At 70.7% G+C, this 21,551-nt stretch carries 13 protein-coding genes; all 13 read left to right on the top strand.

Annotation, left to right across the window (positions count from 1 at the left end; translation table 11 throughout):
• Positions 1–154: 154 nt before the first annotated feature.
• Positions 155–1,687 carry a gamma-aminobutyraldehyde dehydrogenase gene (locus ABD481_RS41575; protein ID WP_344671420.1) on the top strand — a complete coding sequence of 511 codons (1,533 nt, stop codon included), beginning with the start codon at positions 155–157 and terminating at the stop codon, positions 1,685–1,687.
• 54 nt (positions 1,688–1,741) lie between these two features.
• Positions 1,742–3,073, top strand: coding sequence for a polyamine ABC transporter substrate-binding protein (locus ABD481_RS41570; RefSeq protein ID WP_344671419.1), 1,332 nt, complete (start codon positions 1,742–1,744; stop codon positions 3,071–3,073).
• A 121-nt stretch (positions 3,074–3,194) separates the two neighbouring features.
• Positions 3,195–4,355 carry an ABC transporter ATP-binding protein gene (locus ABD481_RS41565; RefSeq protein ID WP_344671418.1) on the top strand — a complete coding sequence of 387 codons (1,161 nt, stop codon included), beginning with the start codon at positions 3,195–3,197 and terminating at the stop codon, positions 4,353–4,355.
• Complete coding sequence (locus ABD481_RS41560; protein WP_344671417.1) at positions 4,352–5,314, top strand: ABC transporter permease; 963 nt, start codon at positions 4,352–4,354, stop codon at positions 5,312–5,314. Before ABD481_RS41565 ends, ABD481_RS41560 begins: the two co-directional genes overlap by 4 nt.
• Complete coding sequence (locus ABD481_RS41555) at positions 5,314–6,120, top strand: ABC transporter permease (RefSeq protein WP_344671416.1); 807 nt, start codon at positions 5,314–5,316, stop codon at positions 6,118–6,120. Before ABD481_RS41560 ends, ABD481_RS41555 begins: the two co-directional genes overlap by 1 nt.
• Positions 6,121–6,211: 91 nt before the next feature.
• Positions 6,212–7,591, top strand: a complete 1,380-nt coding sequence (locus tag ABD481_RS41550) for an NAD(P)/FAD-dependent oxidoreductase (protein ID WP_344671415.1) — start codon at positions 6,212–6,214, stop codon at positions 7,589–7,591.
• Between the two features lie 126 nt (positions 7,592–7,717).
• Positions 7,718–9,232: a CoA-acylating methylmalonate-semialdehyde dehydrogenase gene (locus ABD481_RS41545; protein WP_344671414.1), complete on the top strand. Its 1,515-nt coding sequence runs from the start codon at positions 7,718–7,720 to the stop codon at positions 9,230–9,232.
• A 198-nt stretch (positions 9,233–9,430) separates the two neighbouring features.
• The gene (locus tag ABD481_RS41540; protein ID WP_344671413.1) at positions 9,431–9,745 is read left to right on the top strand and encodes a hypothetical protein; all 315 of its coding nucleotides are present in this window, start codon (positions 9,431–9,433) and stop codon (positions 9,743–9,745) included.
• 325 nt (positions 9,746–10,070) lie between these two features.
• A complete protein-coding gene (locus ABD481_RS41535; RefSeq protein WP_344671412.1) occupies positions 10,071–13,529 on the top strand; it encodes a S41 family peptidase in 3,459 nt (1,152 codons plus the stop codon).
• Positions 13,529–17,251, top strand: coding sequence for a S41 family peptidase (locus ABD481_RS41530; protein WP_344671411.1), 3,723 nt, complete (start codon positions 13,529–13,531; stop codon positions 17,249–17,251). Before ABD481_RS41535 ends, ABD481_RS41530 begins: the two co-directional genes overlap by 1 nt.
• 202 nt (positions 17,252–17,453) lie before the next feature.
• Positions 17,454–20,480 (top strand): AfsR/SARP family transcriptional regulator, encoded by a 3,027-nt coding sequence (locus tag ABD481_RS41525; protein ID WP_344671410.1) that lies wholly within the window; start codon positions 17,454–17,456, stop codon positions 20,478–20,480.
• A 49-nt stretch (positions 20,481–20,529) separates the two neighbouring features.
• The gene (locus ABD481_RS41520) at positions 20,530–20,712 is read left to right on the top strand and encodes a hypothetical protein (protein WP_344671409.1); all 183 of its coding nucleotides are present in this window, start codon (positions 20,530–20,532) and stop codon (positions 20,710–20,712) included.
• 462 nt (positions 20,713–21,174) lie between these two features.
• Positions 21,175–21,551 (top strand): helix-turn-helix domain-containing protein (locus tag ABD481_RS41515; RefSeq protein WP_344671408.1); only part of this gene is annotated, 377 nt, incomplete at its 3' end.

The raw sequence follows: 21,551 nt of genomic DNA, 5'->3' as shown, positions 1-21,551 counted from the left end.
GACGAGGGATCGGTCTGTGCAGGTCGGAAGTAGGTCGCGATTTCGTTGCGAGGTTCATTTCCTTCGACGGAATCCCTTGTTTCTCGGCCCAATGTCTGTAACGATCCTCACTCGGACGCGGGTAGCCGTGTGCCGAACCGGAAGTGGCCGGACGATGCGCCGGTGTACCTGGCAGCGGGTCGAGGTTTGCAAGCCGTCAAGGGAGAACGTGGTGCACCAGTACATCGGTGGAGGGCTGAGGACCGGATCGTCAGGAGTCGTGCATCAGGTCACGAATCCGGCGGACGGCAGCGTCGTCACCGATCTCGTGCTCGGTGACGGACACGACGCCGACCAGGCGGTCGCCGCGGCCCGGGCGGCCTACCCCGAATGGAGTAGGGCGGCTCCTGTCGAGCGCTCGGCCGCGCTGCACAAGCTCGCGCAGCTGCTCGACGAGCGCTCCCAGGAGTTCGCCGAGACCGAGTCCCGCCAGACCGGCAAGCCGATCCGCCTGACCACCGGCTTCGACGTGCCGGGCACCGTGGACAACACAGTGTTCTTCGCCGGGGCGGCCCGGCACCTGGAGGGCAAGGCCTCGGCCGAGTACTCCGGCGACCACACCAGCGCGATCCGCCGGGAGCCGATCGGCGTCGTGGCCTCCATCGCGCCGTGGAACTACCCGCTGCAGATGGCCGCCTGGAAGATCCTGCCGGCCGTCGCCGCCGGCAACACGATCGTGCTCAAGCCCGCCGAGATCACGCCGCTGACCGCGCTGATGTTCGCCCGGGCCTGTACCGACGCCGGCCTGCCGGACGGTGTCGTGAACGTCGTCGTCGGCCACGGCCAGGTGGCCGGCGAGGCGCTGATGGCGCATCCGGACGTGCGCATGGTGTCCTTCACCGGCTCCACCCCGGTCGGCAAGCGCGTCATGGAGGTCGCCTCCCGCACCGTGAAGCGCGTGCACCTGGAGCTCGGCGGCAAGGCGCCGTTCGTGGTCTTCGACGACGCCGACCTGGAGGCCGCGATCCACGGCGCCGTGGCCGGCTCGCTGATCAACACCGGCCAGGACTGCACCGCGGCCACCCGCGCCTACGTGCACCGCAGCCGGTTCGAGGAGTTCGTGGCCGGGGTCGCCGACCTGTACGCGAAGGTCAAGCTCGGCGACCCGATGGACCCGGCGACCGACCTGGGCCCGCTGGTCTCCTTCAAGCAGCGCGACAGCGTCGCCGGCTTCGTCGACCGGGCCCGGGCCGGGGGCGCGAAGATCGTGGTCGGCGGCGAGGCCCCCGGCGGCGCGCTGGCGGCCGGCGCCTACTACCGCCCGACCCTGGTCACCGGCGTGGCGCAGGACTCGGAGATCGTGCAGGACGAGGTCTTCGGCCCGGTGCTGACCGCCCTGCCCTTCGACACCGACGACGAGGCGTTCGCCCTCGCCAACGACACCCCCTACGGCCTGGCCGCCTCGGCGTGGACCCGGGACCACTACCGCGCCCTGCGCGCCGTGCGCGAGATCGCCGCCGGCTGCGTCTGGGTCAACGACCACATCCCGATCATCTCCGAGATGCCGCACGGCGGATACAAGGCCTCCGGCTTCGGCAAGGACATGTCCTCGTACTCCTTCGAGGAGTACACGCAGGTCAAGCACACCATGCACGACATCACCGGAGTGGCGCGCAAGCCCTGGCACCGCACGATCTTCGATCTCTGACCCGCAGTACCGCCCCAACCCCCAACCCCACAGGTGATAGGACGGACCCCTCGCATGAACGACATATCCCGCGCTCGCGACGAGTTCCTCGAATCCGCCGACCGGTACCCGGAGGCCTTCCGGCGCCAGCTGGGCGCCGCCTCCCGCCGGGGATTCCTGGCCGCCGGCCTCGGGGTGGGCGCGGCCGGCCTGCTCGGCGCCTGTGCGACCAAGACCAAGAAGGCCTCCGGCTCCACCGACACCGGCAGCGCGGGCAGTGCCGGCAGCTCGGGCTCGGCCGGCGGTTCGGCCACCGGGTCGCCGTCCCCCGCGGCGCCGTCGGAGGGCAAGGCCGGGACCGACAAGTCCGACACCGAGAAGATCGTCAACTTCTCCAACTGGGTGTCGTACATCGACGTCGACGAGAACGACAAGAACAAGCGGCCGACGCTGGACAACTTCAAGACCGAGACCGGCATCGAGGTCAAGTACACCGAGGACGTCAACTCCAACGACGACTTCTTCGCCAAGATCCACCAGCAGCTGGCCGGCGGCCAGGACACCGGCCGGGACCTGATGGTGCTGTCCGACTGGATGATCGGCAAGCTGCGCCAGATGGGCTACCTGCAGCCGCTGAACCTGGACAACATCCCGAACTTCAAGAACCTGCTGCCCGAGGCGCAGAACCCGGCGTACGACCCGAACCGCAAGCACACCGTGCCGTGGGCGATGGGCTTCACCCTGCTCGGCGTCAACCTGAAGTCCGCGGGCCTGACCAAGGACCAGGCGCAGCAGCTGTCGATCAAGGAGATGCTGACCAACACCAAGTACAAGGGCAAGGTCGGCTACTTCGCCGAGATGGAGGACGGCGTCGGGTTCTCGATGCTGGCCAACGGCATCAACCCGGAGAAGTTCAGCGACGACGAGTTCAGCAAGGCCGTGGACTTCATCCAGAAGGCCCGCGACAACAACCAGATCCGGCAGTTCACCGGCAACGACTACATCAATGACCTGACCAACGGGAACTACGCCATGTGCATGGCGTACTCCGGCGACGTGGCGCAGCTCGACGACGACAACATCGTCTGGGTGGTCCCGCAGGAGGGCATGCTCTGGTTCGCCGACAACATGTGCGTCCCGTCGCTGGCCTCGCACAAGACCAACGCCGAGAAGTTCATGAACTACATGCTGGAGCCCAAGGTCGCCGCGACGCTGGACGACTACATCAGCTACATCCCGTCGATGGTCGGCGCCGACGCCGCGATGAAGGACGTCGACGCCGACGCGCTGAAGAACCAGCTGATCTTCCCGGACGCCGCCACCAAGGCCAAGGCGCACGAGTTCATGGAGCTGGACCTGAAGACGCTGGACAAGTACGTCGCCCAGTTCAAGGAAGTCACCGGCTGACCGGGGGCGCCCCCGCGCCGTATCCCCGCGTCCCCCCGCCCCGACCGCCCGCCCCGCCCCCGTGCCGCGGGCGGTCCGGCCCCTCCCCACTCCCGACCGCGAGACAGGCAGGCAGCGGTACATGAGCAAGAACACTGACACCACATCGGAGCCCGCGGCCGGCGACCTCCGGCTGGTGAACGTCACCAAGCGCTTCGGCGACTTCACCGCCGTGAACGACCTGACGCTGACCATCCCGCAGGGCTCGTTCTTCGCGCTGCTCGGCGCTTCCGGCTGCGGCAAGACCACCACCCTGCGCATGGTGTCCGGCCTGGAGGAGCCGACCGGCGGCCGGGTCCTGATCGGCGAGGACGACATCACCCGCCTGCGGCCCCACAAGCGTCCGGTGAACACCGTCTTCCAGAACTACGCCCTGTTCCCGCACCTGACGATCGCCGACAACATCGCCTTCGGCCTCAAGCGGCGCGGCATCAAGGACGTCGCCAAGCCGGTCCAGGAGATGCTGAACCTGATCGAGCTCTCGCACATCGGCAGCCGCAAGCCCAACCAGCTCTCCGGCGGCCAGCAGCAGCGGGTGGCGCTGGGCCGGGCGCTGATCAACCGGCCGCAGGTGCTGCTGCTGGACGAGCCGCTGGGCGCGCTGGACCTGAAGCTGCGCCGGCAGATGCAGATCGAGCTCAAGCGGATCCAGACCGAGGTCGGCCTCACCTTCGTGCACGTCACCCACGACCAGGAGGAGGCCATGACCATGGCCGACACCATCGCGGTGATGAACCACGGCCGGATCGAGCAGCTCGGCTCGCCCACCGACCTGTACGAGAACCCGAGGACCACCTTCGTGGCGAACTTCCTCGGCCAGTCGAACCTGCTGCCCGGCCGGGCCGGCGGCGTGGTCGGCGAGCACCTCCAGGTGGTGCTGGAGGACGGCACCCGGGTGCTGATCCCGGCCGAGCGCAACCGGGCCTCCGGCGAGGACGTCATCGTCGGCGTCCGCCCGGAGAAGATGTCGATCCACGCCTCGGCCGAGGAGGTCCCGTCCGGGCGCAACGTGCTGACCGGCGGCATCGTCACCGACACCAGCTTCGTCGGGGTGTCCACGCAGTACGTCGTCAAGGCGGCCGTCTGCGACGAGCTGGGCGTGTTCGTGCAGAACGACGGCGCGCAGATCTTCCGGCCCGGCACCCCGGTCGTGGTGTCCTGGGACCCGTCGCAGGGCTTCGGCCTGGACGGCCGCCAGGACATCGACGCCGGCGCGGAGGCGGACCTGGAGGCCGCCTCGTGAGCACGCCGGTCGCGACCACTGACCCGGCCGGGGCGGACGCGGCGGCCGGGGCCACGGACGCCGAGCTGCGCGCCGACCGGCGGGCGCGCCGCCGGCGCGCCCGCCTGCCGTACCTGCTGCTGGCGCCGGGCATCGTCTGGCTGATCGCCTTCTTCGTCGTGCCGATGTGGTCGATCATCTCGACCTCGGTCGAGGAGGGCGACATGGACGCCGGGTTCGTGCTCACCTGGCGGTGGGCGAACTTCGGCGACGTGTGGAGCCGCTGGAACGAGCAGATCGTGCGTTCGCTCGAATACTCGCTGATGTGCACGCTGTTCTGCCTGCTGCTGGCGCTGCCGCTGGCGTACTTCATCGCCTTCAAGGCCGGGCGCTGGAAGAACCTGCTGATGGCGCTGGTCGTCGCGCCGTTCTTCACCAGCTACCTGATCCGCACGCTGGCCTGGAAGACGATCCTGGCCGACGACGGCTGGGTGATGCACGTGCTCACCACGCTGCACATCACGCCGCTGCTGTCCGGCATGGGCTGGACCTACTCCGACAACAGCATCCTGCAGACGCCGTTCTCCGTGGTCTGCGGCATGGTCTACAACTTCCTGCCGTTCACGGTGCTGCCGATCTACACCGCGATGGAGAAGATCGACCCGCGGCTGCACGAGGCCGGGCAGGACCTGTACGCCTCGGCCTGGGCCACGTTCCGCAAGGTGACGTTCCCGCTGGCGCTGCCCGGCATCGTCGGCGGCACGCTGCTGACGTTCATCCCCGCGGTCGGGGACTACACCAACGCCGTGATGCTCGGCGGCCCGAAGACGAAGGTCATCGGCACCGTGATCGAGCAGCAGATGATCGGCACCGGCGGCAACCTGCCGTACGGCGCGGCCCTGTCCGTGATGCTGATGCTGGGCACCCTGGTGATCACCCTCGCCTACATCAAGAAGGCCGGGACGGAGGAGATCGTCTGATGCCTGTCGTGAACTGGTTCCGCAAGCATGTCATCGCGATTGTCGCGATCCTGATATTCGGCTTCCTCCTGGTGCCGAACGCCGTCGTGGTGTGGATGTCCTTCAACAAGCCTTCGGGCAAGTACAACGTGAAGTGGGAGAAGTTCTCCCTCGACGCGTGGAAGAACCCGCTCGACGACGGCATCCTGCACGACCCGCTGATGCTGTCGCTGGAGATCGCGCTGCTGGCGACGCTGGTCGCCACGATCCTCGGCACGATGATCGCCTTCGCGATCGTGCGCCACAGCTTCAAGGGCCGCGGGTTCGTCAACAGCATGCTGTTCCTGCCGATGGCGGCGCCCGAGATCGTCATGGGCACCACGCTGCTGGCGCTGTTCCTGAACACGTTCGGCGTGGACTTCCTCGGCTTCAAGTCGATCCTGATCGCGCACATCATGTTCTGCGTCAGCTATGTGGTGATCACGGTGAAGTCCCGCCTCAACGGCATGGACCCGATGCTGGAGAAGGCCGCGCAGGACCTCTACGCCACGCCGTGGCAGACGTTCTGGCGGGTGACCTTCCCACTGGTGGCCCCGGGTATCGGCGCCGCGGCGCTGCTGTCCTTCGCGTTGTCCTTCGACGACTTCATCATCACCGAGATGACCGCCGGCTCCTCGCTCACGTTCCCGTACTGGATCTGGAACGCGGTGCAGAAGGGCATCCCGCCGCAGGTCAACGTCATCGGTTCGTTGATGCTGATCATCACCTTGGCGGGTATCGCGGTGGCCGAGGTGCCGAAGTGGCTGAAGGATTCCAAGAGCCGCTAAATGTTTTTCAATAGCTAGAATCGGTATAAACCTGGCGGGGGCGTCGTAGGTCGGCGCCCCCGCACTCTTTTCGAGAGGGTGCCGCTGCACCATGAAATACGACCATCTGCTGGCCGACGCTTCCACGACCCCGTTCTGGCTCGACACGAAGGACCGTCCCGGAGCTCTGGAGGCGTTGGCCGGCCGCACTACCGCCGACCTGGTCGTGGTCGGCGGCGGATACTCGGGCCTGTGGACCGCGCTGATGGCGAAGGAGCGTGATCCGGGCCGGGACGTGGTGGTGCTGGAGGCGAACCGCATCGGCTGGGCGGCCTCCGGCCGCAACGGCGGGTTCTGCTCCTCCTCGCTGACCCACGGGTACGACAACGGCCTGTCGCGGTGGCCCGACGAGATGGAGACCCTGGACCGGCTCGGGCAGGAGAACCTCGACGAGATCGAGGCCACGCTGGAGCGGTACGGCATCGACTGCGACTGGCGCCGCACCGGTGAGCTGGCCGCGGCGACCACGGAGTGGCAGGCCGAGGAGCTGGCCGCGGTTCCGACGTCCGAGCACGTGGTGTTCCTGGACCGCGAGGCGATGCGGGCCGAGGTCGCCTCGCCGACCTACCACGCCGGCCTGTGGGACAAGAACGGCTGCGCGATCGTCGATCCGGCGCGGCTGGCGTTCGGGCTGCGCGAGGCGTGCCTGCGGCTGGGCGTGCGGATCCATGAGAAGTCGCCGGTGTCGCTGCTGGAGCGCGAGGGCCCGCTCATGCGGGTCGGCACCGACCACGGCCTCGTCGTGGCGCCGAAGGTCGCGCTGGCCACCAACGCGTTCCCCAATCTGCTCAAGCGGGTCCGGCCGTACCTCGTCCCGGTGTACGACTACGTGTTGATGACCGAGCCGTTGTCGGACACGCAGCTGAAGGCCGTCGGCTGGGCCAACCGCCAGGGCATCGGCGATTCGGCGAACCACTTCCACTACTACCGCCTGTCCGCCGACAACCGGATCCTGTGGGGCGGCTACGACGCGGTGTACCACTTCGGTTCGAGGATCTCGTCGAAGCTGGACCAGCGCCCCGAGACGTTCGACAAGCTCGCCGGGCACTTCTTCGAGACGTTCCCGCAGTTGGAGGGCCTGACCTTCACCCACAAGTGGGGCGGTGTCATCGACACCTGCTCCCGGTTCTGCGCCTTCTTCGGCACCGCCCACGACGGCGCCGTGGCCTACGCCGTCGGCTACACCGGCCTCGGTGTCGGCGCCACCCGCTTCGGCGCCGACGTCATGCTCGACCTGCTGGCCGGCGAGCCGACCGAGCGCACCGAGCTGGAGATGGTGCGCACCAAGCCGCTGCCGTTCCCGCCGGAGCCGTTCAAGTGGTTCGGCATCACGATGACCGACGCCGCGCTGGCCCGCGCCGACCGCAACGGCGGCAAGCGGAACCTGTGGCTGCGCACGCTGGACCGGTTCGGAATGGGCTTCGACTCCTGACGGCCCGCCAGGCTGTCAGGGGAATGCGCAGAACGCCTGACACCCTGCTCGTTGTCGCATCCGGCCGCCGGTCGCAGACTCATCAGTAACGTCAGACTCCATCCCCGCCACCCGGTAAGGAACGCCATGACCAAGCACGTCACCCACTGGATCGACGGCCGCGCGTGGGAGGGCGCCGCCGAGCGCCACGGGGACATCCACGACCCGGCCACCGGCGCGGTCACCGGCACGGTGGACTTCGCCTCCGTCAAGGAGGTCGACGACGCGGTGGCCGCCGCCGCGGCGGCGTTCCCGGGGTGGCGCGCGGCGTCCGTCGCCAAGCGGACCACGGTGCTGTTCGCCTTCCGCGAGCTGCTGAACCAGCACAAGGACGAGCTGGCCGCGCTGATCGTCTCCGAGCACGGCAAGGTGCACTCCGACGCCCTCGGCGAGGTCGCCCGCGGCCTGGAGGTCGTGGAGTTCGCCTGCGGGATCGGCGCCATCCTCAAGGGCGGTTTCAGCGAGTCCGCCTCCACCGGCGTCGAGGTGTACTCGCTGCACCAGCCGCTGGGGCCGGTGGCGATCATCTCGCCGTTCAACTTCCCGGCGATGGTGCCGATGTGGTTCTTCCCGATCGCGATCGCGGCCGGGAACACCGTGGTGCTCAAGCCGTCGGAGAAGGACCCGTCGCCCGCGCTGTTCCTGGCCGACCTGTGGCGGCGGGCCGGGCTGCCGGACGGCGTGTTCAATGTCGTGCACGGCGACAAGGTCGCGGTGGACCGGCTGCTGGAGCACCCGGACGTGCAGGCCGTGTCGTTCGTCGGCTCCACCCCGATCGCGCGCTACGTCTACGAGAACGGCACCCGCTACGGCAAGCGCGTACAGGCCCTCGGCGGCGCCAAGAACCACATGGTGGTGCTGCCCGACGCCGACTTGGACCTGGCCGCCGACGCCGCGGTCTCGGCCGGCTTCGGCGCCGCCGGCGAGCGCTGCATGGCGATCTCGGTGCTGGTCGCGGTGGACCCGATCGGCGACGACCTGGTCGCCCGGATCACCGAGCGGATGGCCGGCCTGAAGGTGGGCCCGGGCTGCCTGCCGGACTCCGAGATGGGGCCGCTGGTCACCGGCGTGCACCGGGACAAGGTCACCTCCTACCTCGACGCTGGCGTGACCGCCGGCGCCGAACTGGTGGTCGACGGCCGCAAGCACGCGATCGGCGGCGCCGAGGCGGGCATCGACACCGCCAACGGGTTCTGGCTCGGCCCGACGCTGTTCGACAAGGTCACCTCCTCGATGAGCGTCTACACCGACGAGATCTTCGGCCCGGTGCTCTCCGTGGTCCGCGCGGCCTCCTACGACGACGCCCTGGCGCTGGTGAACAGCAACCCCTACGGCAACGGCGTGGCGGTGTTCACCAACGACGGCGGCGCGGCGGCGAAGTTCCGCGACCAGGTCGAGGTGGGCATGGTCGGCGTGAACGTGCCGATCCCGGTCCCGGTGGCCTACCACTCCTTCGGCGGCTGGAAGGCCTCGCTGTTCGGCGACACCCACGCCTACGGCCCGCACGGCGTGCACTTCTACACCCGCACCAAGGCCGTGACCCAGCGCTGGCTGGACCCGAGCCACGGCGGCGTGAATCTCGGGTTCCCGACGAACGCGTGAGGCCCGGCGGCCCGGTCGCGGGCGGGCCGTAGCAGTACCCGGAGAACCTCGGCACCATGCCGGGGTTCTCTGCGTTTTTACCGATAAGCTACCTGAATTGGTGGATCCATCCCTTTGGCCGCTTATGGCCGGGTTCGGTGCGAGAGAAACGCAGTGCGGGCCCAAACCGGAGCCGCGCACACCTAGGGGAGGACAGACATGTCTCTCGTGATCAAGTCTCTGGCGACCGCCGCGACGGTCACCGCGTTGATCCTCGGCGGCGCCGCGGCCGCCAGCGCCGACACCGCCAGCGGCACCAACCTCGGCATCACCGCCGGGAGCACCGAGGGCAACAGCGGCATCGGCACCGGCAACGTCGTGCAGGGCAACAGCGGCTCGGTGGCGCAGGGCGTTGGCAACGTCGTCGGCAACGGCGACGTCGTGATCAGCTACGGCAGCCTGTGGGGCGGCGGCTGGAGCGGCTGGGGCGGCTGGGGCAGCGCCTGGCACCACCACCGCTGCGGCATCCTGTAAGGCGCGCGAGCCCGGCTCGGGGGACTTAATCCTCAGGATCCTGAGGTAAGAGCACTGCCACACCTACGGTCCCGGCGCCCGCCGGGACCGTAGGTGTTTTCACTTTCTTGAGCACGTGACGTCGGCGGATACCGCGTTCGGCGGCGTCACGGTGACATCCATGACAGCGCACTGCGGAGCCCTTCGGGGCATCACCGTGACGGCCTGGGCACCCATTGCGACGGTCCGCGCCACCCCGTCCGCCACGTGCCACACACCTGTTCGCCCCGAAGCTATCGTCCCTTCTCAGTGGCACAGCCGGAACCTCTTGCCCTACGTTCGACAGGTGACGCAGACGACGACGTACCTCCGTTACCCGCACCTGTCCGGCAACTCCCTGGTCTTCGTCGCGGACGACGACGTCTGGCTCGCCGACCTCCCGGGGATCGGGGCCACGGCCCGGGCCTGGCGGGTCACCGCGGACCGGGTCCCCGTGCGGCGCCCGCGGCTGTCGCCGGACGGCACGCGGCTGGCGTGGACGTCGGCCCGCGAAGGCGTCCGCGAGGCGTTCACGCTGCCGGTCGACGGCGGGGCCACGACCCGCCTGACCTACTGGGGCCACGCCCGGACCGAGACCATCGGCTGGGCCTCGCCCGACGAGGTGCTGGTCAGCGGCTGGGGCGGCCACGGCCACCGGTTCTTCACCTTCGCCCACGCGATCCCCGCCGACGGCGGCCGGCCGCGGGTGCTGCCCTACGGCAACCTCAAGGACCTGGCGATCGCCGAGCCCGGTGCCGAGCGCTCCGCCGCTGTGCTCAGCCGCTTCTACGCCGGCCAGGCCCACCTGTGGAAGCAGTACCGCGGCGGCGCCGCCGGCCAGCTGTGGGTCGACCAGCAGGGCGACGGCCAGTTCGAGCGCTTCCTGCCGGATCTCGACGGCAACCTCGGCGACCCGATGTGGTACGACGGCCGCGTCGTGTTCGTCTCCGACCACGAAGACGTCGCCGACCTCTACTCGGCGCTCCCGGACGGCACCGACCTGCGCCGCCACACCACCGGCGAGGGCGGGTACTACCTGCGGCACGCCGCCACTGACGGCGTCCGCCTGGTCTTCCAGCGCGCCGGCCGGCTGTGGGTGATGGAAGACCTCGAAGACGACCCGCGTCCGCTCGACATCCGGCTGCCCGGCGCGCGGACGGCGGCCGTCCGGGTCCCGGTCGACGCCTCCGAGCACCTGGGGGGCTTCACGCCGGACCGCACCGGCCGCGCCAGCGCCGTCGAGGTGCGCGGCACGGTGCACTGGCTCACGCACAAGGACGGCCCGGCGCGCGGCCTGCTGGTGCGGGACGGCGTGCGCGGCCGGCTGCCGGTGGTGCTCGGCGACACCGGCCAGGCGGCGTGGATCAGCGACGACGGGGAGCAGTACTCGATCGAGATCGGGTCCGTGCACGGGGACGGCGCGGTTGGCGGCGGGCAGGGTGCCGGGCCGGACTCGGCTCAGGGCTCTGTGTTGGAAGCCGCGTCGGAAGCCGTGTCGGGCTCCGCGTCGGACGCCGCGCCCGATACCCCGATCGACAACCCCCTCGACCACCCGCCGGGCTCTGCGCCGGGTTCCGTGTTGGCGCCGGGCGTCCGCCGGATCCTGACCGGCGAGTTCGGCCGCGTCCTGGAACTCGTCGCCTCCCCGGACGGCCGCCACCTCGCGGCCACCACCCGCGACAACAAGCTGCTGCTGATCGGAGTCGAGGCCGGAACGCTCCGGGTCGTGGCCGACGGCGACGGCACCTACAGCGGACTGACCCGCTGGGGCATCCCGTTCGCCTCTGACCCGGCGTTCTCCCCGGACTCCCGGTGGCTGGCCTGGAGCCAGCGCTCCGGCGTCGCCGACGCCTGGCAGATCCGAGCCGCCGACGTCGCGACGCTGACCGGCGTCGACATCACCGAGCCCCGGTTCCGCGACTGGAACCCGGTGTTCACCACCGACGGCAAGCACCTGGCGTTCCTGTCGGCGCGGACCTTCGACACGTATCCCGAGGAGTTGGTCTACGACTTCTCGTTCCTGCCGGCGGTGCGCCCCTACCTGGTGCCGCTGGCCGAGAGCGAGCCGTCGCCGTTCGACCCCGAACTCGGGGGGCGGCCGGTCGACGCGGACGACGCCGGGTCCGGTTCGGGCAGCTCGGGCGGGTCCGGCGGCTCCGGCGGCTCCGACGCCGAGAAGAAGGACTCCGACATCCCGGAGACCGTCATCGACAGCTTCGGCATCACCACCCGCGCCGTGCCGTTCCCGGTCGCCTCCGGCAGCTACTCCGCCCTCGCGGCCGTCAAGGGCGGCGTGACCTGGCTGGTGAAGCCGGTCGTCGGCGCCCTCGGCGACACCCTGGCCGGCTCCGGGCAGGACCAGCCGCGCTCCTCGCTGACCCGCTACGACCTGGCCAAGCGCGAGCACAGCACCCTGATCGACGAGCTCGACGGCTACGCGGTCAGCGGCGACGGCGCGCGCCTGGTGGCCGAGGACCGCGGCACGCTGGCGGTCTGGTCGGCCGACAAGTCCGGCGACGACGCCAAGCCCGAGTCCGTCGACCTGTCCCGGATCCGGATCACCGTGCTGCCCCGGGCCGAGCGGGCCCAGGCCTACGCCGAGGCCTGGCGGCTCCAGGTCGAGAACTACTTCCAGCCCGGCATGGGCGATCTCGACTGGGACGCGGCCGGGGCCCGATACGCGCCGCTGGTCGCGGCCACCGCGACCGACGACGACTTCGCCGACCTGCTCTGGGAGCTCCAGGGCGAGCTGCACAGCTCGCACGCCTACGTCAACCCGCCCTCGCGCGGCCGGGACGAGGCGCGCCGGCAGGGTCTGCTGGGCGCCGACCTCGTGCCGGACGAGGACGGGCTGTGGCGGATCGTCAGGATCCTGCCGGGCGACAGCTCGGTGCCGGCGGCCCGCTCGCCGCTGCTGGCGCCGGGCGTGGCGGCGCGGACCGGCGACGCGATCGTCGGGGTCGACGGCGTCCCGGTCCCGGCGCTGGTCGGCCCGGCCGCGCTGCTGGCCGGCAAGGCCGGGCAGCCGACCGAGCTGACGCTGCTGGGCGCGGCCACCGGGGCCCGGCGCGCGGTGGTGGTGGTCCCGATCGCCGACGAGGTCCCGCTGCGCTACCAGGCCTGGGTCGCCGACCGGCGGGCCCACGTGCTGGAGCGCTCCGGCGGCCGCCTGGGCTACCTGCACCTGCCGGACCAGTCCGAGCCGGGCTGGGCCGAGTTCCACCGGGACCTGCGCGCGCAGGTCGCCAAGGACGGTCTGGTGGTCGACACCCGCGGCAACCGCGGCGGCGAGACCTCCGGCCTGATCCTGGGCCGGCTCATGCAGAAGACCCTGGCCTGGGAGCACAACCGGGGCGAGATCCCCGAGCCGTATCCCGCCTTCGCGCCGCGCGGGCCGCTGGTGTCGGTGTGCGACGAGGAGGCCGGCAGCGACGGCGACATCATCAACCAGGGGTTCAAGGACCTCGGGGTGACCGTGGTCGGGACCCGGACCTGGGGCGGGGTGGTCGGCATCGACGACGGCTTCACCCTGGTCGACGGGACCTGGGTGACGCAGCCGAGGTTCGCGTTCGTGTTCGACTCGGTCGGGCTGTACGGGCTGGAGAATCACGGCTGCGAGCCGACGGTCGTCGTCGAGTTCCGGCCGCAGGACTTCGTGGCCGGTACCGATCCGCAGCTGGACAAGGCGATCGAGATCGCGCTGGACGCGCTGGCCAAGGAGCCGGCGGCGACGCCGCGGCCCGTGCCCGGGTTGACCGAGAGCTGATGGCGCCGACCTCGTACCTGCGGTTCCCGCACCTGGCCGGGAACCTGCTGACGTTCGTCGCCGAGGACGACGTCTGGCTCGCGGAGCTGCCGGCCGGGTCCGCCGACGGCGGGTCCGGGGCTTCCGGGGATTCGGGTGCTGCTGGTGGTGCTAGTGGTGCCGGTGCCGGTGCCGCTAGTGCTGTCGGCGCTGCTGGTACGCCGAGCGGTCCGGTGCGGGCCACCCGGTTCACCTCCGACTGGCAGCCGGCCCGCAACCCGCGGCTGTCCCCGGACGGCGCCTACCTGGCCTGGGCGCGGCGGCGCGACGGCGCGCCCGAGGCGTACGTCGCGCCGGTCGAGGGCGGCGACGCGAAACGGCTGACCTACTGGGCCGACGAGCGGACCGACATCCTGGACTGGCTGTCGCCGCACGAGGTGATCGTGGCCGGCGGCCGGCTGCCGATGCGCGGGGACGTGCGGGCGCACGCCGTCCCGGTCGAGGGCGGGATCCCGCTGGTGCTGCCGTACGGGACGGTGCACGGACTGGCCGTGCACGGCCCCGACGGCGCCGTCATGACCCGGCGCGGCATCGCGCACGACGCCTCGTGGTGGAAGCGTTATCGGGGCGGCCGGGCCGGCAAGCTGTGGGTGGACGCACAGGGCTCCGGCGACTTCCGGCGGATCCTGCGCGAGCACGAGGGCAACATCGACCGGCCGATGTGGGTCGGCGGCCGCGCCGCGTTCCTGTCGGACGCCTCCGGCGTGTCGGAGCTGTACTCCTGCCTGCCGGACGGCACGGACCTGCGTCAGCACACCGACGAACCGGACGGCTTCTACGCCCGGCACGCTAGCAGCGACGGCACCCGCGTGGTGTTCATGCGCGGCGGGCGGCTGTGGCTGCTGGACTCGCTGGACGACGAGGCGCGGCCGCTGGACGTGCGGCTGCTCGGGATCCGAATAGGCCGCGCCGAGTTCCCGGCGGGCGCCGCGAAGAACCTCGGCGGGTTCGCCGCCGACCGCACCGGCCGCGCCGCCGCTGTGGAGGTGCGCGGCACGCTGCACTGGCTGGCCACCAAGGACGGGCCGGCGCGCGCGCTCGCGGTGACGCCGGGAGTCCGGGCGCGGATGCCGGTGGTGCTGGGGGAGACCGGGTACGCCGCCTGGGTGACCGACGCCGGGGGCGAGTGGTCGCTGGAGATCGGGCCGGTCGACGGGGACGCGGATCTCGACCGTGACTTCGGCGCCGTCGAGGTCGGGTTGACCATCGAGTCGGTGGAGGTGGAGGTGGAGGTGGTGGAGTCGGCTGATTCGGTCGATTCCGCTGATTCGGTCGAGTCCACCGAGTCCGCTGAACCCGCCGATTCCGTAGGGTCCGCCGTTCTCGCCGGGTCCGCCGAGTCCGGCGACGGCTCGGACGACTCCGTGTCCCTGGTCCGCCGGATCCTGACCGGCGAGGTCACCCGCGTCGCCGACCTCGTCGCCTCCCCGGACGGCGCCTACCTGGCGGTCTCCACCGAGGACAACCGGCTGCTGCTGGTCGACGTCGAGAGCGGCACCGCGCGGTGCGTGGTGTCCGGGCCGCACTACGCCTGGGGCACGCTCGCCGAGGACCCGGCGTTCTCCCCGGACTCGAAATGGCTGGCCTGGGCCGAGGGCACCGAGGTCGACGGGCCGCGCAAGATCCGGATCGCGGACGTGGCCACGATCACCCCGCTCGACATCACCGACGGCCGGTTTCTGGACTGGAGCCCGACCTTCACGCTGGACGGCCGGCATCTGGCGTTCCTGTCCAACCGGACCTTCGACCCGTATTACGCCGACGAGGTGTTCGACCTCTACTTCGTGCCGGGGACGCGGCCCTATCTGGTGCCGTTGTCCGTCGACGAGCCGTCGCCGTTCGCGCCGACCCTGAAGGGGCGGCCGGTCGGGGGCGGCGAGGAGAGCAAGGCCGGGGCGAGCATCGGTGGGGGGCCGAGCACTGCTTCCAGCTCCGCGGATTCCGGCGACAGCGACCACGGCGACCACAGCCATCCCGACGGCCACGGCGCGCGGCACCCCTTTGAGAGCCACGTCGACGCCGAGGGCATCAGCGGCCGGATAGTGCCGTTCCCGGTGCCGGCCGGGCACTACTCGGCGCTGACCGCCGCGAAGGGCGGCGTGCTGTGGCTGGAGAGCTTCCGCCACGGCTCGCTCGGCGACAGCATGGCCGACACCTCCCACGAGACCGAGAAGCCGCGCCTGCGCCGCTACGACTTCGCCAAGCGCGAGGCGCTGACGCTGGCCGACGAGGCGCACGCGTTCGACGTCACCGGCGACGGCGCCCGCGTCCTGGTGCGCGACGGCGGGACGCTCCGCCTGCAGCCCGCGGACGCCCGGCCCGACAACGGCGAGCGCGAGCCGCTGGACCTGGACCGGATCCGGGTGAGCGTGGACCCGGTCGCCGAACGGCGGCAGGGCCTGCGGGAGGCGTGGCTGCTCCAGCGCGACTGCTACTGGCGCGACGACCTCGGCGGCCTCGACTGGCCGGCGGTGCACGGCAAGTACGCGCCGCTGGCCGAGGCGGTCGCGACCGCGGACGACTTCGTCGACCTCCTGTGGGAGATGCAGGGCGAGCTCGGCACCTCCCACGCCTACGCCTTCGAGGAGATCTACGGCGGCGACCCGGCCCGCCGCCACGGCCGCCTCGGCGCGGACCTGGAACGCGACATCGAGGGCCAGTGGCGCATCGCCCGGATCCTGCCCGGCGACGCGTCGGTGCCGCACGCCCGCTCGCCGTTCGAGGCCCCCGGGGTGGGGGCGCGGGTCGGCGACGTGCTGCTCGCGGTCGACGGCCGGCCGGTCGACGTCGAGCTCGGCCCGGGGCCGCTGCTGGCGGGCAAGGCCGGGAAGCCGACCGAGGTGCTGCTGTGGCGGGACGCCGAGGTCGGGGCCGAGGCGGTGGCGCGGCTGGCCGCGGAGGACGGGACCGGCGGGGGCGGCGGAAGCGTCGGCACTGTCGGGAGTGACGGGAGCGGCGGAACCGGCGGGAACGGCGGAGAGGCCGGCACTGTGCGGCGCGTCGTCATCGTCCCGCTGGACGACGAGCGCCTGCTCCGCTACCAGGCCTGGGTCTCCGACCGCCGCGCCTACGTCCACGAGCGCTCCGGCGGCCGGCTGGGCTACGTGCACCTGCCGGACCAGGCGGCGCGCGGCTGGGCCGCCTTCCACCGCGACCTGGCCACCCAGACCGCGCGCGAAGGCCTGATCTGCGACACCCGCGACAACCGCGGCGGCAACACCTCGGCGCTCGTCGTCGAGCAGCTGATGCGGCGCGTCATGGGCTGGAAGCTGGTGCGGGGCAAGGTCCCGCGCACCTATCCGCCGCAGGCCGTCCGCGGCCCGCTGGTGGCGGTGTGCGACGAGTACTCCGCCTCCGACGGCGACATGATCAATCAGCACCTCAAGGATCTTGGGGTCCCGGTGGTGGGGGTCCGCACCTGGGGCGGCGTGGTCGGCGTCGACTCGCGGTTCCGGCTGCTGGACGGCGTCCAAGTGATGCAGCCCAAGTTCATGAACTGGTTCGACTCCGTCGGCTACGGCCTGGAGAACCACGGCTGCGACCCGACCGTCGAGGTCGAATACACCCCGGCCGACGCCAACGCCGGACGCGATCCGCAGCTCGACGCCGCCGTCGACCTGGCGCTCGCCGAACTGGCCGAGCATCCGGCCGCGGCTCCGCCGGACCGCGAGTGGTTTTTGTAGCACATCCGCGGCGGCCGTGGGAGCGGCCGCCGCGGACGTCCGCGCTTCGTAACATCTGCATGGCGCTGTCCGTCACCTCGCCGCGCTATGGTGTGGCCTTGACGGTCCGAGCGGTCTAGTCCACCGAACGATCGTTCTGGTGTCCGCGGTACGACACTGCCGCGGGCCTTCAGGGGGCCACGTTCAGAGGTGGGATCGGTCAGTGGTGGTGCAGTTCGGGCTGCTCGGCCCGGTCCGCGCGCTCCGGGTGAGCGACGCGGGGCTGCCGGCGGAGGAGCTCAAAGTAGGGTCCCCGCAGCAGCAGGCGGTTTTGGCTCTGTTGGCGTCGCGCGCCGGCAGGGTGGCGACCGCCGATGAACTTATAGAAGGGTTGTGGGGCGGCGAGCCGCCGGAGGGAGCTCTAGGCACCGTCCGGACGTATGCGTTCCGCCTGCGAAAGGTCTTCGGCGCGGAAGCCATCGTTTCTATAGCGGGCGGCTACGCGCTTCAGGCGGAACGTTCGCAGGTGGACCTCTTCACGTTCGACGACCTTGTAGCGTCCGCGGAGCGGCGACGCCTGGCCGGGGACTTCGTGCGCGCGCGCGACGATCTCGCTGCCGCGCTGGCTCTCTGGCGTGGCACCCCGCTCGCCGGTATCCCCGGCCCTAATGCGGAGTCTCTGCGTTCGACACTGCTGGAGCGGCGAATCGCTGTTCAGGAAAGCCGTATAGCGCTGGACCTCATGCTGGGGCGCGGCGGAGAAGCAGTCTCTGAACTGACAGTGCTCACCGCCGAGTATCCACTGCGTGAAGGGCTGCGCGCCCAGCTCATGTTGGCGCTCTACCAGACCGGCCGTCAGGCAGAGGCGCTCGGCGTATACGCGGACACCCGGCGGCTGCTGCGCAGCGAGCTCGGCGTCGAACCCGGCAGCGATCTCAGCGACCTGCATCAACGGATCTTGCGCGCCGATCCGTCATTGGCCCGACCGGTCCCGGACACCGCTGAGCTTGTGCCGATAGCCACGGAGACTGTCGCGGGGGGCACTGGCACTGGCACTGACAAGGCGACCGGCAATGCCGCCGCCGCGCCGACCGCTATAGCGTCGCCCCAGCCCGAGCCGACTCCCAAGGCGCCAGCTCAGCTCCCCGCCGACACAGCGGACTTCACCGGCCGCGAGAACCTCACCCAGGTCCTCGCCGCCCGGATCGCCGCCACGGTCGGTCAGTCGGTCGCCGTCTGCGCGCTGTCCGGACTCGGCGGCGTCGGCAAGACGGCACTGGCCATCCACCTCGGGCATCAAGTGCGCGCGGAGTTCCCCGACGGACAGCTCTATGTGGATCTGCGCGGCGGCGACCCAGAGCCCGCAGACCCGGCGTCGATACTCGCCGCGTTCCTGCGTGGACTGGGCATGCCGGAGGGGGAGACCGCCCCCGGTCTGGAAGAACGCGCTGCCGCCTATCGGTCGGCGCTGGCCGGACGCCGGGTGCTGATCGTCCTGGACAACGCGCGCGACGCGTCACAGGTGCGTCCGCTATTGCCCGGCTCGGCGGGCTGCGCAGTGATCGTCACCAGCCGACCCAAGTTGACCAGCCTGGCCGGCGCGACCTTCGCCGATCTCGACGTGCTGGATCCCGGCGAGGCGATGAACATGTTTACGCGCATCATCGGAGATGAACGCCTCGGCGCCGAACACACAGCCGCTATAGACGTAGTCGCGCTATGTGGATATCTGCCGCTCGCTGTGCGCGTCGCCGCGTCCCGCCTGGCGTCCCGGCCACACTGGCGCATCGCCTCACTGGCCGCGCGCCTGTCGGACGAGCGGCGGCGCCTTGGCGAGCTCGCCGTCGGCGACCTGGCCGTCCGCACAGCGTTCGAACTTGGTTACCACCAGCTCACACCGGTACAAGCCGACGTCTTCCGCCGCCTGTCAGTGCTGGACAGTTCCGACGTGTCCGCCGCCGCGGCCGCCGCGATGATCGCCCAGGACGAAGCCGACACCGAAGAAGTGCTGGAATCGCTCGTCGACGCCGCCATGCTGGAGTCGGCCTCACCAGGACGTTACCGGTATCACGATCTACTGCGTCTCTATGCGCGCGAACGTTTCGAAGAAGAAGGCGGCGACAGCCTCACCGGGTACGTGAACCTGCTCGACTACTACCTGGCGGCCGTACGCCGACTCCGGCACGTCGCGCCGGAAGAACACGGACTCCCCGCCACGCGCTCCCTCGGACGGGACTTCCTGTCGCTGGAGGAAGGCGTGAAATGGATCGCCGCGGAAGGCGGCACCGTGGAATCGGTGTTCGACCGCCACGTACTGGTCCAGCCAGCCTCCGGATGGAGCCCGGCCCCGCTGGCGCTCGCCGTCGAGCTGCTCGACCACCTCGTGGCGCTGCCGGGCATCGAGCGATACGCCGAGGAGCTGGCGCAGGCGGGGCGTAACGCCGCAGCGGCTGCTTTTCAGACAGGTGACGTCCGTAGCGAGGCCCGCGCGCGGCACTCTTTGGCGCGCATCCTCTATGCGACGTACCAGGTCGACTCCGCAGCGCGGGAAGCCGAGCGCTCGATCCAGGCGGCCGAGCGCATCGGCGGCGACTACACCCAGGCCGACGCCATCAACTTGCTGGCGATGACCCGCGCCGATCTTGGGATGGATGAGGAGGCGATCGCGCTATACGAACGCGCGGTCGCCGTCAGCCAAGATTTCAAGGATGTCGCGGAGGAGGCGGCCGCGCGGCAGAACATGGCGCGCTCGCTCTTGGTGCTCGGACGGGTGGAGGACGCCGTGAGCAGCACTATGGCCGGACTTGAGTTGTGCCGGGCTTTGGGGGACGACGTGTCGACCGGATACGCGCTCTTTCAGGCCGGTTCCATCTACCTGGAGACGCGTGCCTATCAGGAGTCGCTGACCTACTTCATCGACGCGGCCCGGTACTTCTCCGGAGACCATCCGTCGATGGAGGGCGCCGCGCACGCTTCCACCGCGCGGGCCCTGCTCGCGATCGGAGAGGCCGGACGCGCGCTGGAGTACGCCGAACGCGCGGTGAGCGTGCTGCGCGGCACCGCCGACACCTGGCAGCACGCCACCGCGCTGGCGGCGCTGGCCGACGTCCTGGACGTCGCCGGCCAGCCGGAAAGGGCCCGCGGCTGCCGCGAGGAGGCGCTGGCCATGTTCATCGTGATAGGCGCGCCGGAAGCGGAACATATCAGGGATATGCTCTACATCCCGGGGCCGGCGTCAGCAGCCGGTTGACATCCGGGTCCCGGTATCAGTGGAGATCCACGGGAGGAAAGCAGGGAAGATGGGGGATACGGCAGCGCGTGCGTCCCAGGCTCCGGCCGCGGCGCACCGGCCGGGCGGACCGGCGGTCCCGACCGCCCCCGCCGCGCCCCGTGACGGCGGACGCAAGACCGACGCGGTTCGCGTCCTGGTCCGCCAGCCCGCGCACCGGGTGCGCGGGTGGCTCACGGCGGCGCCCCGCTAGCACTTCCGGACCCCACCGGAAGGACAGCGGGCGGTGACAGGAGCCGATCCGGCAGTGGACACAGGTGCCCCACCGTTGTGGCGTCCCTCACGGGGACTCCACCGCGTGCACCGCCGGATCGGTCCCGTCCGTCCCTCCGGTCGTCCTGCGTCACACGGCCGTTCACAACCCCCGTACCGCACTGGTGTTCGATTTTGTCCGGAAGGCGGCCATCACCCGACGCTTGTCGGTCCTGCGGGATACGGTGGTCGTACTGGAGCCTTCGAGGCCCATCGGGGCGTGAAGGCAACCTTTCGGAATGGAAACCCCGTCGTGACCGTTGAGAAGCATTGAACGGGGAATAACAACAAGCAAAGCAGGAGAGTAATCCGGCAACAGCCGGGGTACGGTGGCTCCACAGGCTCATGATTCTCACAGGAAAACCAGCAGGCCAGCGGAAACGATGAGGGAGGGGAAGCCGAGATGATCTTGGTTCGCCGCCTACTCGGCGACGTGCTGCGCGGCCGGAGGCAGCGCAGCGGACGGACGCTCCGTCAGCTCGCCGCGACGGCGCGGGTGTCCCCCGGCTACCTCTCGGAGGTGGAACGGGGGCAGAAGGAGCCGTCGAGCGAATTGTTGGCCGCCATCTGCGACGCGCTCGAGGTGAAGCTGTCCGACGTGCTCCTGGAGCTGTCGACCGAACTGGCCGCCGCGGAGCTCGCGGCGGAGATCGAGGCCGCCGAGCTCGGCCGGCTGGTGCCGGCCGACGGCGGCGGCGCGCAGCGCGTCCCGATGCCCCCGGCCCGGACCGGCCAGGCCGACGGCGGCGCCGGCAAGGGCCGCACGCCCGCCGGCGCGGA

This window comes from Catenulispora yoronensis, from assembly GCF_039531695.1.
Lineage (GTDB): Bacteria > Actinomycetota > Actinomycetes > Streptomycetales > Catenulisporaceae > Catenulispora > Catenulispora yoronensis.
Note: the sequence above shows the minus strand (reverse complement) of the source record. Positions and strands in the feature narration are given on the sequence as shown.